A 15,150-nucleotide genomic window follows, 5' to 3' on the forward strand; every position below is an offset into this window, starting at 1 on the left:
GGTCACCTCACAGGGAGAAGGGGATGTAGCACAGCACGGCGAGGAGGACGGCGCCCCAGCCGAGCAGCGCGGGCCTGCGGTACCAGGCGTCGTCGCCCCTGGCGGGCGGTTCGGCCATGCCGGGTGCGGTGGTCCCGTAGACCAGTCCGGCCAGCGACTCGACGGGCTTGGGCCGGGTGAACCAGGAGACGAGGACCATCACCACCGCGCCGACGACGAAGGCGGCGATGGCGGAGACGAAGTTGGCGCCCTGGTCGCTGGGGATGGAGATCAGGCCGCCCTTGTAGAACCAGAAGTAGTTGACCATCGCGGCGACCGTGCCGCTCAGCAGTCCCCAGAAGCCGGCCGCGGCGGTGGAGCGCTTCCAGAACATGCCGAGGATGAAGACGCAGAACAGCGGCACGTTGAAGAACGAGAACAGCGTCTGCAGGTAGTTCATGATGTTGCTGAAGGACGAGGCGATGAAGGCCGTGCCCATGCCGATGAGCACGCCGATCGCGGTCACCACGCGGCCGGCGGTGACGTAGTACCGGTCGGGGCGGCCGGGCCGTACGTAGGCGCTCCAGATGTCGTACGTGAAGACGGTGTTGAAGGACGAGACGTTGGCCGCCATGCCGGCCATGAAGGCGGCGAGCAGGCCGGTGATCGCGATCCCGAGGACGCCGTTGGGCAGCAGGTCGCGCATGAGCACCGGGATCGCGTCGTTGTACTGGAGCCCGCTGCCCGGCTTGCCGATGCCGGGCTCCATGACGAGCGCGATCAGCCCCGGCAGGACCACGATCAGCGGGATGAAGAGCTTGGGGTACGCGGCGATGAGCGGGGTGCGCTGGGCGGCCGAGAGGTTCTTCGCGGACAGGGCGCGCTGCACCTCGGCGAAGTTGGTCGTCCAGTAACCGAAGCTGAGGACGAAGCCGAGACCGAGCACGATGGTCAGCCAGTTGGCGCCCAGCGGGTTGGGCGAACCGATGCCCGTGCCGTCCCAGGCGGAGAGGAAGGCCGTGCCGTGGGAGTCGGTGAGCGAGTCCGTCAGCCCGGACCAGCCGCCGACCCGCTTGAGGCCGACGACGGTGAGCGGGATCAGCGCCGCGAGGATCACGAAGAACTGCAGCACCTCGTTGTAGATGGCCGAGGAGAGGCCGCCGAGGGTGATGTAGAAGAGCACGAAGAAGCCCGAGACGACGATCGCCACCCACTGCGGCCAGCCGATCAGCGCCTCCAGCACGATCGCCATGGCGTAGAGGTTGACGCCCGCGATGAGCAGTGCGGAGACCGCGAAGATGATCGAGCTGAGCAGGTGCGAGGCCGGTCCGAAGCGGTGCAGCAGGAACTCGGGCACGGAGCGGACCTTGGAGCCGTAGTAGAACGGCATCATCACCAGGCCGAGGAACACCATGGCCGGGATGGCGCCGATCCAGTACCAGTGCACCGTGTAGGCGCCGTACTGTGCGCCGTTCGCGGCCATGCCCAGGATCTCGGTGGCACCCAGGTTGGCGGCGATGAACGCGAGACCGGTGACCCAGGCGGGCAGCGACCGGCCGGACAGGAAGAAGTCGAGGCTGGTCCGGACGGCGCGGCGGGCGGCGAAGCCGATGCCGAGGACGACCACGAAGTAGATCGCAAGGATCGAGTAGTCGAGCGCGTTGGTCGGGAGCCGTAGCCCTTCTGCCAGGTTTTGCATGGTTCGATCACTCCCCGCAACGGGGTCTCCGTTGACGTTGCTGTTGCGTTGTGGTTCATTGTGTTTAGTTCTGTTTGTTGGCGTGGCGTGAGGAGCCCGCAGGGTGAAGAAGACATCGACCCGGCTCGCCGACGGGCGCGAGCTGATCTACTACGACCTGCGCGACGGCGAGCCCCGCGACGCCGTCGACCGCCGCCCGCTGGACCCGGTGACCAGCGCTTCGGAGATCCGCCACGACCCGCTGCTCGGTGACTTCGTCGCCATCGCCTCCCACCGCCAGACCCGCACCTACCACCCGCCCGCCGACGAGTGCCCGCTCTGCCCGTCCCGGGAGGGGCGGTCGAGTGAGATCCCCGAAGACCACTACGACGTGGCCGTGTTCGAGAACCGCTTTCCCTCGCTCACCGGAAAACATGGCCGCTGCGAGGTCGTGTGCTTCACCGACCGGCACGACAGGTCGTTCGCCGACCTGACGCCCGAGCAGGCGCGCCTGGTGCTCGACGCCTGGACGGACCGCACCGCCGAACTCTCCCGGCTGCCCGGCGTCGAGCAGGTCTACTGCTTCGAGAACCGCGGCGAGGAGATCGGCGTCACCCTCGGTCACCCGCACGGCCAGATCTACGGCTACCCGCACGCCACCCCGCGCACCGAGCTGATGCTGCGTTCGCTGGAGCGGCACCACGAGGCCACCGGCGGCCGCAACCTCTTCGACGACCTCGTCGCGCGCGAGCGCGAGGACGGCAGCCGCATCGTCCTCGAGGGCGAGCACTGGACGGCGTTCGTGCCGTACTCCGCGCACTGGCCGTACGAGGTGCACCTCTACCCCCGCCGCAGGGTGCCGGACCTGACCGGCCTGGACGAGGCGGCCCGCGCCGAGTTCCCGGGGATCTACCTCGAACTGCTGCGCCGCTTCGACCGGATCTTCGGCCCCGAGGGCCCGTACCGGCCCGAGGCCCCGGCGGAGCCGCCCACCCCGTACATCTCCGGCTGGCACCAGGCGCCGTTCGGCAGCGAGTGGCGCGAGGAGTTCGCGCTCCACCTGGAGCTGTTCACGATCCGCCGCACCAAGGGGAAGCTCAAGTACCTGGCGGGCTCGGAGTCCGGCATGAGCGTCTTCATCAACGACGTGCCGCCGGAGGCCGCCGCGAGGCGCCTCAGGGAGGTCGCCACCCCGTGAACCCCGCCCCCGTCACCGGCACCCCCGTCATCGGCATCCCGGTGAGCGTCACCCCCGTGGCCGCCGCCGTGCCGTACTCCCGGCACGTGTTCATCCGGCGCCACTACCGTGGCCCCGAGTCGAACCCGAGAAAGGCAGTGACCCCGTGAGCGACCCTCGCACGAAGAAGGTTCTGGTCACCGGAGGCGCCGGCTACGTCGGCAGCGTCGTGGCGGCCCATCTGCTGGAGGCGGGGCACCGGGTCACCGTCCTGGACGACCTGTCCACCGGCTTCCGGGACGGCGTCCCCGAGGGCGCCGACTTCGTCGAGGGACGCGTCCAGGACGCGGCGAAGGTGCTCGACCCCACCTACGACGCCGTGCTGCACTTCGCCGCCAGCTCCCAGGTCGGCGAGTCCGTCGTCCACCCCGAGAAGTACTGGCGCAACAACGTCGTCGGCACGCTGGACCTGCTCACCGCCATGCGGGACACCGGAGTGCGGCGCCTGGTCTTCTCCTCCACGGCGGCCACCTACGGCGAGCCGAAGTCCGTCCCGATCACCGAGGACGACCCGACCCTGCCGACCAGCCCCTACGGCGCGTCCAAGCTCGCCGTCGACCACATGATCACCAGTGAGGCCGTCGCCCACGGCCTGGCCGCGGTCTCCCTGCGCTACTTCAACGTCGCCGGCGCCTACGGGGCGTTCGGCGAGCGGCACGCCCCCGAGTCGCACCTCATCCCGCTCGTGCTGCAGGTCGCCCAGGGCCGCCGGGAGGCCATCTCGGTCTTCGGCGACGACTACCCCACCCCCGACGGCACGTGCGTCCGCGACTACATCCACGTCGCCGACCTGGCCGAGGCGCACCTGCTCGCGGTCGACGCGCCGGCCCCCGGCGAGCACCTGATCTGCAACCTCGGCAACGGCAACGGCTTCTCGGTGCGCGAGGTCGTCGAGACCGTCCGCCGGGTCACCGGCCACCCCGTCCCCGAGGTCGTCGCCCCGCGCCGCGGCGGCGACCCGGCCGTCCTGGTCGCGTCCGCCGAGCGGGCCAAGGAGCGCCTGGGCTGGCGCCCCTCGCGCACCGACCTGGACGGGATCGTCCGCGACGCCTGGACCTTCGCGCAGGACCTGCAGAACCGGGAGGGCGGCAAGTGAGCGAGGACGGCTTCCGCGCCACGTACGGCACCGGCCCCGAGGGCGTCTGGGCCGCCCCCGGCCGGGTGAACCTGATCGGCGAGCACACCGACTACAACGACGGCTTCGTGATGCCGTTCGCGCTGCCGCACGCCACCGTCGCCGCGGTCGCCCGCCGCGCCGACGGACGGCTGCGGCTGCACAGCGGCTCGCCGGACGTCCCCGCCGGCGTCGTCGAACTCCACGTCGACGAACTCGAACCCGGCGGCGGTGCCGGCTGGGCCGACTACCCCGCGGGCGTCATCTGGGCGCTGCGCGACGCCGGGCACGAGATCACCGGTGCCGACGTCCACTTCGAGAGCACCGTCCCCACCGGCGCCGGGCTGTCCTCCTCGGCCGCCCTGGAGGTCGTCACGGCCGTCGCCCTGAACGACCTCTACGGCCTCGGCCTGGAGCGCTGGCGGATCGCCCGGCTCTGCCAGCGCGCCGAGAACGTCTACGTGGGCGCCCCCACCGGGATCATGGACCAGACCGCCTCGGCGTGCTGCACCGAGGGGCACGCCCTGTGGCTCGACACCCGCGACCTGTCGCAGCGCCAGATCCCCTTCGACATGGCCGCCCAGGGCCTGCGGCTGCTCGTCGTCGACACCCGGGTCACCCACGCCCACAGCGAGGGCGAGTACGGCAAGCGGCGCGAGGGCTGCGAGGAGGCGGCGGCGCTGCTCGGCGTGGAGGCGCTGCGGGACATCCCGTACGAGGGGCTCGACGAGGCGCTCGCCCGCCTCGAGGACCCCGCCCTGCGGCCACTCGTACGGCACGTGGTCACCGAGGACCGCAGGGTCGAGCGGGTCGTGGGACTGCTGGAGGCCGGCGACGCCCGCGCCATCGGTCCGGTGCTGACCGAGGGCCACGCCTCGCTGCGCGACGACTTCAAGGTCTCCTGCCCGGAACTGGACCTGGTGGTGTCGGCCGGCGTGGAGGCGGGCGCCCTCGGCGCGCGCATGACCGGCGGCGGCTTCGGCGGTTCGGCGATCGTGCTGGTGGAGGAGTCCGCGGCGGAGAAGACCGCTGAGGCGATCGCCGGCGCCTTCGCCACCGCCGGCCACCGTGAGCCGCGCGTCTTCACCGCGGTGCCGTCCGCGGGGGCCCGCCGACTGGTGTAGGCGCGCTACCCGGCCGACAGGGCGCGGTGCGGTGCGGCTGCCGGTTGTTCGGCTGCCGCGCCGTCTCGCGCCCTTCGGGCGCACAGCGGCGGGCTGCGGAGGGGAGGGTGGGAGCCCGCCCTTGTCGGCAGTGTGCGGGTCCGTTCGTGGCCGGGGTTCAGGCGCCGGAGCGGGGTGGGTTGTTCGTCCGGCTCGGGTCTCGTTGCCGTCCGCGGGTATAGATGGCCGGTGACCACGCCCACGGTCCGTGGGTGGCGCGCCCGCCGTAACCGGCGCCTGCGGGTGCTTCCCCGATCCGACATCGGGCTCTGTTCCGACGGCTATACCGCTGAAAGCGGGCCCGATCTCCCGCCGACCGCCCCGGCAGCACCTCGAATCACCCGCAGTCGCGGGTTACGGCGGCCGCGCCCGCCACCCACGGATGGCGTGGAAGCGGCCATCCATACCCGCGGACGGCAACGAGACCGACACCGCCGGAAAGGCACCCGGCTCCGGCGCCTGAACGCCCGCCACGCGCCCACCCGCACACTGCACACCCCGCACACAAGGGGCGCCCCCACCGTCCCCTCCGCAACCGGCCGCAGTGCGCCCGCAGGGCGCGAGAGGAACCCGCACCCACCCACCCACCGTGCGCGGCGCCAGGCCGAAGCCCTGAGCGCCGCTCTTCGTCCACCGCTGTGGAAAACCGCACCACTGGCCACACCAGGCGGGTCCCGGCGGAAGTCCGTCCCGCAAGTTTTTCCATTCGGGCGCCTTTGTCTGCTCCTGCCCCTACGCTTTTTGGCAGCGCCGGTGGGGGCCGGCGGCATCAGGGGGCGAGACACAAGGGTTCGGCACCTGGTTGGGGACGGCTGCTAGCCCGGCGGCGTGCGGCGTCCGCTCCAGGTGCCGGCCCTCCGTGCACATCGACCTCGTCCGTGGGGGGAAGTGCCGAATGCCGGGAGTGGGGCCCGTGGGACGAATCCGCGTTCTCGTCGTCGACGACCACCGCATCTTCGCCGAGTCGCTCGCGGCCGCTCTCGCGGCCGAACCCGACGTCGACGTCTCGGCGGCCGGGAGCGGCGCGGCCGCCCAGCGCTGCCTTGAACGCGCGGCCACCGACGGCCGCCGCTACGACGTGCTGCTGGTCGACGCCGACCTCGGGGCGACGTCCGCCGCCGGGGTCCGGGTGCTGGGCGCGCCCAAGGCCGCCCCGCAGGCCGGGGCCGACAGCGGCGGGCAGGCCGGGCTCGACGGCATCGCCCTGGTGGAACGCGTACGGTCCGAGCATCCCGCCACCCGGACGGTCGTGCTGGCCGAGCGGGACGACGCGCGCCGCGCCGCCCGGGCCCTGCAGGCCGGGGCCTCCGGCTGGGTCGCCAAGGACTGCTCGCTGTCCCGGCTGCTGGCCGTGATGCGCGGCGTCCTGCGCGACGAGACGCATCTGCCGCCCGCGCTGCTCACCGGTGTGCTGCGGGAACTGACCGCCGCCCGCCGGCACCGGACGGAGAGCGAGCGCCTGGTGGAGTCGCTCACCCCGCGCGAGCAGGAGGTGCTGCGCTGCATGGTGGCCGGTCTGGGCCGCAAGGCGGTCGCCGAACGGCTGTACCTGTCGCCGCACACCGTCCGCACCCACATGCAGAACGTGCTCGGCAAGCTGGGAGTGCACTCGACGCTGGCCGCCGTGGCGCTGGCCCGGCGGGCCGGGGTGCCCCCGGTCGACGGCGACGGTGGCCGGATCGGTTCCGCGGCCCCCGTCCAGCACGCCTGACGGCACCGCGCACGGCGGATCGCCCTCCCCGTTGCCGGGGAGAGCGACCCGCCGGGTCACCGCGGATACCCGCGGTCATTCACCGCCGACGCCGGTTGCCGGCGCCGGGCGGTCACCGCCGACGCCGGTGGTCGGCGCCGAGCGGCTGGTGTCACGGTCGTTGGAACGGTCACGGTGCTGACCGTTCTCCTGACCGCGGTCATTGAGGCCGTCGAACGGGTCGCGGCCGCCGTCACCACGCTGGCTGTCACCGGCCTCGTCGAACGGGTCGCGGTTGTTGTCGCCGCGGTTGCCGCCGTTGCCACCGTTGCCGCCATGGCCACCGTTGCCGCCGCGGCCGTTGTCGCCCCGGTTGTCACCGCGGCCGTTGCCGCCGTGGCCGCCGTTGCCACCACGGCCGTTGTCACGGCAGTTGAAGCCGCCGTTGAAGCCGCCGTTGAAGCCGGGGACGCCCACGCCCACCAGGCCGGGACTGCCGATGAAGCCGGGGCCGCCGATCCCGCCGACGCCACCGACACCACCGACGAAGCCGGGGCCGCCCACGCCGCCGATCCCACCGACGCCACCGGGGCCGCCGACGAAGCCGGGGCCACCCACGCCGCCGATCCCGCCGACCCCACCGGGGCCGCCGACGAAGCCGGGGCCGGCGATCCCGCCGACACCACCGACGCCACCGACACCGCCCACGCCGCCGATCCCGCCGACGCCACCGCGGCCGCCGCCCGGGCCGTCGCTGCGCTGGGCGAGGGCGACGCTGTCCAGGGGCTCCTCGGTACGGCTGTCCTCGCGGAACGGGTCCTCCACGCCGTTGAAGCGCTGGTCGCCGCGGTTGTGCTGGCGGCCACCGTGCCCGTTGTTGCGGCAGTTGACGCCGCCGATCCCGCCGATGACGCCGGGGACGGCGATCCCGCCGACGCCACCGATGCCGCCGACACCGCCGACGCCACCGATGCCGCCGACGCCACCGACGCCACCGACACCGCCGAAGCCGGGACCGCCGACCCCGCCCACGCCGCCGACCCCGCCGGCACCCGGGGGGCACCAGGCCGGCGCCGGGCCGACGTTGGCGACGAAGCGGGCCGAGGACCAGGCCCAGTAGTTGCCGCTGAGCTGGTACCAGCGCGAGTTGCCGGCGATGGGGCTGCCCACGGACTTGCAGACGATGGCCACCAGGGCGTTGAAGGGGATGACGCCGACGCTGGAGAACTGGACGCCCGGTCCGCTGCGGACGCGCAGACCCGTACGGGCGACGACGCGGCCCTGGAACAGGGCCGCGTTGGGGGAGCGTGCGGACTTCACCGCCACTTCACGGGACAGGTCCCGGAGACGCTCCGAAGGGGAAACGAGTTCACTTTGGCCGTCCGGTCCAGGAGCGGCAGGCACCCCTGCGGCAGGCCGGCCGTCGGTGGCGAAGGCGGTGCCCATGGTGCCGATGGCGAGGGTGCCGGCCAGGGCGCCGGTCACCGCGGTTGCGGCTATCTTGCTTGCGCGGGTGTGCAGAGTCATCTGCATCTCCAAGGTGGAGCGGGACCCGGCGGGGTCCAGGGAAAATGGAAGCCGGACGCGCCCCGACCGCCTTCCACTTGACGTTGTCGGAATGTGGTGCGCCGGCAGCCGCAAAAGTGGCCATTTGAGCCTTTAAGCGGCGTTCACGGACATCACGCTAAGTGCGCCACTATGTGTGCGCAACCGGTGGCGGAGCGTGGTCGTTTGTGATCATTCCCTGGCGGTTGTGCCGGGCAATCGGCGTCAACCGGGGATGTTGTCGAAGGGCGCGGTCAACTGTCGGAGCAGGTTCGCGAGTTCCCCGCGCTGGCGGTCGGAGAGCTCTCCGAGGATGGCCCGCTCCTGGGCCAGCAGGCCCGCCAGGGCCTGGTCCGCCCGGTCCCGCCCCTCCGGGGTGAGCCGTACGAGGACGCCGCGCCGGTCCGAGGGGTCGGGCAGCCGCTCGACGAGCCCCTTCTTGGTGAGCCGGTCGATCCGGTTGGTCATCGTCCCGGAGGTGACGAGCGTCTGGGTCAGCAGTTGCCCGGGGGAGAGCTGGTAGGGCGCGCCCGCGCGGCGCAGGGAGGTGAGCACGTCGAACTCCCAGGGCTCGAGACCGTGCTCGGAGAACGCCAGCCGACGGGCCCGGTCCAGGTGCCTGGCGAGCCTGCTGACCCGGCTGAGCACCTCGAGCGGTTCGACGTCGAGGTCAGGGCGCTCCCTGCGCCACGCAGCGACCAGCCGATCGACCTCGTCCTCCATGGAGATCAGTGTAGTGGTTGTGTCGACATGAAGTCTCTTGACATCAAGAGATTAGCTCTGGAACCTTGTGGGCAATGTCGGCGGCAGGAAGAGATCCATCTCTCGCCAGGGAGTTCGAAACATGCCCGCAGCAGCCTGGGATCCCCAGCAGTATCTCCGCCATTCCACCCACCGCACCCGCCCCTTCCACGACCTGCTGGCCCGGATACCCGAGCTGCCCGGTGCGAGCCCGCGGATCGCCGACGTGGGCTGCGGCCCCGGCAACGTGACCGCGCTGCTCGCGCAGCGCTGGCCCGGCGCCCGGATCACCGGCTTCGACAGCTCCGCCGAGATGTTGGAGGCCGCCCGGGCCTACGAGGGCCCCACCCCCGGGGGTGGCAGCCTCACCTTCCGCGCCGCCGACGCCGCCCACTGGGTGCCCGACGGCACCTACGACCTGATCGTCTCCAACGCCGCCCTGCAGTGGGTCGAGGGCCACGCCGACCGCTTCCCGCTCTGGGTCGAGCACCTCGCCCCCGGCGGCGTCCTCGCCTTCCAGGTCCCCGGCAACTTCACCTCGCCCAGCCACGCCCTGCTCGGCGACCTCTGCGACTCCCCGGCCTGGCGGGACCGCCTCGGCGACGGACACGGCCGCCGCTACGTCCACATCCTCCAGCCCCCCGGCTACCTGGAGCGGCTCATCGAGATCCCCGAGGTCGAGGTGGACGTCGACGTCTGGGAGACCACCTACGTGCAGCTCCTGCAGGGCGAGGACGCGGTGCTCGAATGGACCAAGGGGACGGCGCTGCGCCCGGTGCTGACCGCGCTGGAGGACGACCCCGAGGCCGCCAGGGAGTTCCTCGGCCAGTACCGCGACCTGCTGCGCAAGGCGTACCCGGCCGGGCCGCACGGCACCGTCTTCCCCTTCCGGCGGATCTTCGCCGTGGCGAGGAAAGCGGGGTGACCCCGGTGATCACCGGCCTCGACCACGTCCAGCTCGCCGCCCCGCCGGGCTCCGAGGAGATCCTGCGCGCCTTCTACTCGGGCGTCCTGGGGATGAGCGAGGTCCCCAAGCCGCCGGTGCTCGCCGCCCGGGGCGGCTGCTGGTTCGCCGTCGGCCAGGTCCAGCTGCACATCGGCGTCGAGGAGGACTTCCGCCCCGCCCGCAAGGCCCATCCGGGCTTACGGGTCAGCGGCATCGAGGCCTTCGCGGAACGGCTGGAGTCCCGCGGCACCGCGGTCGTCTGGGACGGTGACCTCCCGGGCCACCGCCGCTTCCACACCGCCGACCCGTTCGGCAACCGTCTGGAGTTCCTGGAACCGGCCGGCGCCTCGTGACGCCCCGGCGGCGCCGGCCCCCGCGGAGGGGGCCTGCGCCGGCGGCGTCCACGACCACGGCGCGTGCCCTCACAGGGTGAGGAAGGCCGCCCCCAGGAGCGCGGCGCCGGCCGCGGCGGCGGTCCAGGCGGTGCGCGGCCAGCGCAGGCCCCCGGCGAGGACCAGGGCGGAGAGGAGGAGGGCGCCGCCCAGCGGGACCCAGGCGTGCAGCACGCCGGCGAGCCCGCTGCGCACCACGTCGTCGGTGCCGGGCTTCACCGCGACCGGAATCCGCTCACCGGTACGGCGGGTGACCGCCTTGTCGATCGTCACCTTGCCGCGGACGGAGCCGAGGCCGGTGGGCACGAAGGGCCCGGTGCAGGTGTCGGCGCCGCAGCGGGAGACCGTCATCGTGCCCTGCTCGCGGCCCTTGGTGAGCATGACGTGCTGGGCCGTCTTCCACGAGGTCCACACCCCTGCCGCCAGCATGAACAGGACCAGTGCGCTCAGCAGGACGATGCGGCCGACCAGCACCAGCCCCCAGGCGCTCTCGGCGGTGCGGCGGGTGAGACTCCGTTTGACCATGCGGGCGATCCTTGGCCATGGCGTGGCACTCGGTCAACCTTTCGATGGTCAACCGTTGTAGGTGCCCTGCGCCCTCTCCAGCCCGTCACAGATGAGGGACTCGACCGCGTCGGCCGCCCGGTCCACGAACCACTCGAGCTCCTTGCGCTCGGCCGAGGAGAAGTCCTTGAGGACGAAGTCCGCGACCTGCATCCGCCCCGGCGGGCGGCCGATGCCGCAGCGGACGCGCAGGTAGTCCGGGCCGAGGGACTTGGTGATCGACTTCAGGCCGTTGTGGCCGTTGTCGCCGCCGCCCTGCTTCAGGCGCAGGGTGGCGTAGTCGATGTCCAACTCGTCGTGCACCGCGACGAGGTTGCCGAGCGGCACCTTGTAGAAGTCGCGCAGCGCCGTCACCGGGCCGCCGGAGAGGTTCATGTACGTCATCGGCTTGGCCAGCACGACGCGGCGCCCGGCGACACGCCCCTCGACGACCTGGGACCGGCTCTTGTGGGTCTTGAAGCGCCCGCCGATCCGCTCGGCGAGCAGGTCCGCGACCATGAAGCCGATGTTGTGCCGGTTGCCGGCGTACTCCGGACCGGGGTTGCCGAGGCCGGCCACCAGCCAGGGCCCCTCGGGGGCGCTTTCCGCTGCGCTCATGCTCATGACGTCCATTCAACAGGACCGCCGCCCCGCTCCTGACGGAGCGGGGCGGCGGACGGGAAGAGCGTGCTGCCGTGACTACTCGGCAGCGGCCTCGGCGCCCTCGCCCTCGGCCGCCTCGCCCTCGCCCTCGGCGGGAGCCTCGGCCTGGGCGGCGACGACCTGGAGCACGACGGCGTCCTCGTCGACGGCCAGCGTGGTGCCCTTGGGCAGGACGATGTCCTTCGCGAGCACGGAGGCGCCGGCCTCCAGGCCCTCGACGGAGACGGTGACGCCCTCGGGGATGTGGGTCGCCTCGGCCTCGACCGGCAGCGCGTTGAGGACGTGCTCCAGCAGGTTGCCGCCCGGGGCGAGCTCGCCCTCGGTGACGACCGGGACCTCGACGGTGATCTTCTCGCCGCGCTTGACCGAGAGCAGGTCGACGTGCTCCAGGAAGCCCTTCAGCGGGTCGCGCTGCACGGCCTTGGGGATGACCAGCTCGGTGCCGTCACCGTCGATGGCCAGGCTGATCAGCACGTTGGGGGTGCGCAGCGCGAGCAGCAGGTCGTGACCCGGCAGGGTGACGTGCTTGGGGTCCTGGCCGTGACCGTAGATGACGCCGGGGACCAGGTGGGCGCGGCGGACGCGACGGGCGGCGCCCTTGCCGAACTCGGTGCGCAGCTGCGCGGTGATCTTGACCTCGGACATGGGGATCACACTCCTCGTGGAGAGACGACGGGACTTCTGTCGGTCGCCCAGCCCACGACGGGCCGTTCCACTTACGAGGAGCGCGTCGATAACGGAGTGGCCCGCGTGAACGCGGACGGCCTCCCTCGCCGAGCAACTCGCAGAGTCTACCCGGCGGGGAGGCCGCCCCGGAAATCGATCAGTGCGCGGAGCGCGTGATCAGTGCGCGTCCTCGAAGAGGCTCGTCACGGAGCCGTCCTCGAAGACCTCGCGGACCGCGTTGGCGAGCGTCGGCGCGATGGAGAGCACCGTGATCTTGTCGAGGTCCAGCTCACCCGGCGTCGGCAGGGTGTCGGTGAACACGAACTCGCTCACCTGGGAGTTCTTCAGCCGGTCCGCGGCCGGGCCGGACAGGACGCCGTGGGTGGCGGTCACGATGACGTCCTCGGCGCCGTTGGCGAACAGGGCGTCCGCCGCGGCGCAGATGGTGCCACCGGTGTCGATCATGTCGTCCACCAGGACGCAGATGCGGCCGCGCACGTCACCGACGACCTCGTGCACGGTGACCTGGTTGGCGACGTCCGGGTCGCGGCGCTTGTGGACGATGGCCAGCGGCGCGCCCAGACGGTCGCACCAGCGGTCGGCCACGCGCACCCGGCCGGCGTCCGGGGAGACGACGGTCAGCTTCGAGCGGTCGACCTTGGCGCCCACGTAGTCCGCCAGCAGCGGCAGCGCGAACAGGTGGTCCACCGGGCCGTCGAAGAAGCCCTGGATCTGGTCGGTGTGCAGGTCGACCGTGAGGATGCGGTCGGCGCCCGCGGTCTTCAGCAGGTCCGCGACGAGGCGGGCCGAGATCGGCTCGCGGCCGCGGTGCTTCTTGTCCTGGCGGGCGTACCCGTAGAACGGCACGACCACGGTGATGCGCTTGGCGGAGGCCCGCTTCAGCGCGTCGATCATGATCAGCTGCTCCATGATCCACTTGTTGATGGGAGCGGTGTGGCTCTGGATGACGAATGCGTCCGAGCCGCGCGCCGACTCCTCGAAACGGACGTAGATCTCACCGTTCGCGAAGTCGAAGGCCTTCGTCGGCACAAGGTTGACGCCCAGCTCACGTGCCACCTCCTCCGCGAGCTCGGGGTGTGCGCGGCCGGAGAAGAGCATCAGCTTCTTCTCACCGGTCGTCTTGATCCCGGTCACTGCACCGTCTCCTTGGTGTTCAACGCAGCTTCGCCTTCGGTCAGGGGAGCTGGCGGAATTGTGTGCACCTCACACGGTACGCGTTGCCCGGCGCGACCGCGCACGTGGGGAAGGCCACTGCATCCGCGGCTCCCCCGGCGGCGTCCCGCCGGTCAGGCCTCCGGGGCGGTCTGCTGGGCCTGTTCGGCGGCGTGGGCCGCGGCGCTGCCGGGACGCTTCCTGGCCACCCAGCCTTCGATGTTGCGCTGCTGGCCGCGGGCGACGGCGAGCGAACCGGCCGGTACGTCCTTGGTGATCACGGAGCCCGCGGCGGTGTAGGCGCCGTCCCCGACTGTGACGGGCGCCACGAACATGTTGTCCGAGCCGGTGCGGCAGTGGGAGCCGATCGTGGTGTGGTGCTTGGCCTGCCCGTCGTAGTTGACGAAGACGCTGGCGGCGCCGATGTTCGTGTACTCGCCGATCGTCGCGTCGCCGACGTACGACAGGTGCGGCACCTTGGTGCCCTCGCCGACGGTGGCGTTCTTCATCTCGACGTAGGTGCCCGCCTTCGACTTCGGGCCGAGCCGGGTGCCCGGGCGCAGGTAGGCGTACGGGCCCACCGTGGCCGCCTCGCCGATCTCCGCGCCCTGCGCCACGGTGTTGCTCACCGTGGCTCCGGCACCGACCAGGGTGTCGGTCAGCGTGCAGTTGGGGCCGACCTCGGCGCCCGAGGCGAGCCGGGTCGCGCCGTACAGCTGGGTGTTCGGCAGCACGAGGGTGTCGGGCTCGAACTCGACCGTGACGTCCAGCCAGGTCGACGCCGGGTCCATGATCGTCGCGCCCTCCAGCATCGCCCGGTGCAGCAGCCGGTCGTTGAGGATGCGGCGGGCCTCGGCGAGCTGCACGCGGTTGTTGATGCCGGCGATCTCGCGGTGGTCCTCGGCGACCGAGGCGCCGACGCGGTGGCCGGCCTCGCGCAGGATGCCGAGGGTGTCGGTGAGGTACTCCTCGCCCTGGGCGTTGTCGGTGGTCACCTTGGCCAGCGCCTCCGCCAGCAACCGGGCGTCGAAGGCGAACACCCCGGAGTTGATCTCGCGCAGCGCCCGCTGCTCGTCGGTGGCGTCCTTCTGCTCGACGATCGCGAGCACCGAGCCGTCGGCGCCGCGCACGATGCGGCCGTAGCCGGTGGGGTCGGGCACCTCGGCGGTCAGCACGGTGACGGCGTTGCCGTCGGCGGCGTGCGCCGCGACCAGCGCGCGCAGGGTGTCCGGGGTGAGCAGCGGGGTGTCGCCGGCGGTGATCACCACCGTGCCGGTCAGCTCCGGGAGTTCCGCGAGGCCGGCCCGGACCGCGTGGCCGGTGCCGTTCTGCTCGTACTGGACGGCGGTGCGCACCGCGGCGTCGGTCCCGGCCAGGTGGGCGGTCACCTGCTCACGGGCGTGACCGACGACGACCAGCAGGTGCTCCGGCTCCAGGGCGCGGGCCGCGGCCACGACGTGCCCGACCAGGGACCGGCCACTGATGGCGTGCAGGACTTTGGGGGTTGCCGACTTCATGCGGGTGCCCTCACCCGCGGCAAGGACGATGACGGCAGCCGGGCGGTGGGCGCTCACGGAACGGGCTCCTCGGCGTGGGGTGACGGTCACCCGAAGGATACCG

At 72.1% G+C, this 15,150-nt stretch carries 15 protein-coding genes; 7 read left to right on the forward strand and 8 right to left on the reverse strand.

Annotation, left to right across the window (positions count from 1 at the left end):
* Window positions 1-7: 7 nt before the first annotated feature.
* Complete coding sequence (locus tag ACZ7MY_RS06880; RefSeq protein ID WP_499600159.1) at window positions 8-1,678, reverse strand: sodium:solute symporter family protein; 1,671 nt, start codon at window positions 1,676-1,678, stop codon at window positions 8-10.
* Between the two features lie 103 nt (window positions 1,679-1,781).
* Here ACZ7MY_RS06880 and galT point away from each other — a divergent pair, with 103 nt between their 5' ends.
* The 5 genes from galT (at window position 1,782) to ACZ7MY_RS06905 (ending at window position 6,882) form a co-directional block, all read left to right on the forward strand.
* Window positions 1,782-2,855 carry a galactose-1-phosphate uridylyltransferase gene (gene galT, locus ACZ7MY_RS06885; protein WP_499600160.1) on the forward strand — a complete coding sequence of 358 codons (1,074 nt, stop codon included), beginning with the start codon at window positions 1,782-1,784 and terminating at the stop codon, window positions 2,853-2,855.
* A complete protein-coding gene (locus tag ACZ7MY_RS06890; RefSeq protein ID WP_499600161.1) occupies window positions 2,852-3,004 on the forward strand; it encodes a hypothetical protein in 153 nt (50 codons plus the stop codon). The genes galT and ACZ7MY_RS06890 overlap by 4 nt, the downstream gene beginning before the upstream one ends.
* Window positions 3,001-3,990: a UDP-glucose 4-epimerase GalE gene (galE, locus tag ACZ7MY_RS06895; RefSeq protein ID WP_499600162.1), complete on the forward strand. Its 990-nt coding sequence runs from the start codon at window positions 3,001-3,003 to the stop codon at window positions 3,988-3,990. Before ACZ7MY_RS06890 ends, galE begins: the two co-directional genes overlap by 4 nt.
* On the forward strand, window positions 3,987-5,132 hold the full coding sequence (gene galK / locus ACZ7MY_RS06900; protein ID WP_499600163.1) for a galactokinase: 1,146 nt from the start codon (window positions 3,987-3,989) through the stop codon (window positions 5,130-5,132). Before galE ends, galK begins: the two co-directional genes overlap by 4 nt.
* 952 nt (window positions 5,133-6,084) lie before the next feature.
* Entirely contained in the window at window positions 6,085-6,882 is a 798-nt protein-coding gene (locus ACZ7MY_RS06905) for a LuxR C-terminal-related transcriptional regulator (protein ID WP_499600164.1), read from the forward strand.
* 75 nt (window positions 6,883-6,957) lie between these two features.
* Here the strand turns inward: ACZ7MY_RS06905 and ACZ7MY_RS06910 are convergent, their stop codons facing one another.
* On the reverse strand, window positions 6,958-8,388 hold the full coding sequence (locus ACZ7MY_RS06910; protein WP_499600165.1) for an SH3 domain-containing protein: 1,431 nt from the start codon (window positions 8,386-8,388) through the stop codon (window positions 6,958-6,960).
* Window positions 8,389-8,631: 243 nt separating this feature from the next.
* On the reverse strand, window positions 8,632-9,129 hold the full coding sequence (locus ACZ7MY_RS06915; RefSeq protein ID WP_499600166.1) for a MarR family winged helix-turn-helix transcriptional regulator: 498 nt from the start codon (window positions 9,127-9,129) through the stop codon (window positions 8,632-8,634).
* Between the two features lie 121 nt (window positions 9,130-9,250).
* Here ACZ7MY_RS06915 and ACZ7MY_RS06920 point away from each other — a divergent pair, with 121 nt between their 5' ends.
* Window positions 9,251-10,072, forward strand: a complete 822-nt coding sequence (locus ACZ7MY_RS06920; RefSeq protein WP_499600167.1) for a trans-aconitate 2-methyltransferase — start codon at window positions 9,251-9,253, stop codon at window positions 10,070-10,072.
* A gap of 5 nt (window positions 10,073-10,077) precedes the next feature.
* Entirely contained in the window at window positions 10,078-10,446 is a 369-nt protein-coding gene (locus tag ACZ7MY_RS06925; RefSeq protein WP_499600287.1) for a VOC family protein, read from the forward strand.
* A 69-nt stretch (window positions 10,447-10,515) separates the two neighbouring features.
* Here ACZ7MY_RS06925 and ACZ7MY_RS06930 read toward each other — a convergent pair whose 3' ends face one another.
* The 5 genes from ACZ7MY_RS06930 to glmU all read right to left on the reverse strand — a co-directional run bounded on the left by ACZ7MY_RS06930 (window position 10,516) and on the right by glmU (window position 15,104).
* Window positions 10,516-11,010, reverse strand: coding sequence for a hypothetical protein (locus ACZ7MY_RS06930; protein WP_499600168.1), 495 nt, complete (start codon window positions 11,008-11,010; stop codon window positions 10,516-10,518).
* Between the two features lie 48 nt (window positions 11,011-11,058).
* The gene (gene pth, locus ACZ7MY_RS06935) at window positions 11,059-11,661 is read right to left on the reverse strand and encodes an aminoacyl-tRNA hydrolase (RefSeq protein WP_499600169.1); all 603 of its coding nucleotides are present in this window, start codon (window positions 11,659-11,661) and stop codon (window positions 11,059-11,061) included.
* 66 nt (window positions 11,662-11,727) lie between these two features.
* Window positions 11,728-12,336, reverse strand: a complete 609-nt coding sequence (locus ACZ7MY_RS06940) for a 50S ribosomal protein L25/general stress protein Ctc (protein ID WP_499600170.1) — start codon at window positions 12,334-12,336, stop codon at window positions 11,728-11,730.
* A gap of 198 nt (window positions 12,337-12,534) precedes the next feature.
* Window positions 12,535-13,512 (reverse strand): ribose-phosphate diphosphokinase, encoded by a 978-nt coding sequence (locus ACZ7MY_RS06945; RefSeq protein ID WP_499600171.1) that lies wholly within the window; start codon window positions 13,510-13,512, stop codon window positions 12,535-12,537.
* A 152-nt stretch (window positions 13,513-13,664) separates the two neighbouring features.
* Complete coding sequence (glmU, locus tag ACZ7MY_RS06950; RefSeq protein ID WP_499600172.1) at window positions 13,665-15,104, reverse strand: bifunctional UDP-N-acetylglucosamine diphosphorylase/glucosamine-1-phosphate N-acetyltransferase GlmU; 1,440 nt, start codon at window positions 15,102-15,104, stop codon at window positions 13,665-13,667.
* Window positions 15,105-15,150: the final 46 nt, after the last annotated feature.

The organism is Streptomyces sp. NPDC111520 (genome assembly GCF_055635295.1).

Excerpts from the sequence above, each read along its gene's own strand:
- ACZ7MY_RS06880 (WP_499600159.1), bottom strand. The coding sequence starts at position 1,678 with ATGCAAAACCTGGCAGAAGGGCTACGGCTCCCGACCAACGCGCTCGAC.
- ACZ7MY_RS06910 (WP_499600165.1), bottom strand. The coding sequence starts at position 8,388 with ATGACTCTGCACACCCGCGCAAGCAAGATAGCCGCAACCGCGGTGACC.
- ACZ7MY_RS06915 (WP_499600166.1), bottom strand. The coding sequence starts at position 9,129 with ATGGAGGACGAGGTCGATCGGCTGGTCGCTGCGTGGCGCAGGGAGCGC.
- ACZ7MY_RS06920 (WP_499600167.1), top strand. The coding sequence starts at position 9,251 with ATGCCCGCAGCAGCCTGGGATCCCCAGCAGTATCTCCGCCATTCCACC.
- ACZ7MY_RS06930 (WP_499600168.1), bottom strand. The coding sequence starts at position 11,010 with ATGGTCAAACGGAGTCTCACCCGCCGCACCGCCGAGAGCGCCTGGGGG.
- pth (WP_499600169.1), bottom strand. The coding sequence starts at position 11,661 with ATGGACGTCATGAGCATGAGCGCAGCGGAAAGCGCCCCCGAGGGGCCC.
- ACZ7MY_RS06940 (WP_499600170.1), bottom strand. The coding sequence starts at position 12,336 with ATGTCCGAGGTCAAGATCACCGCGCAGCTGCGCACCGAGTTCGGCAAG.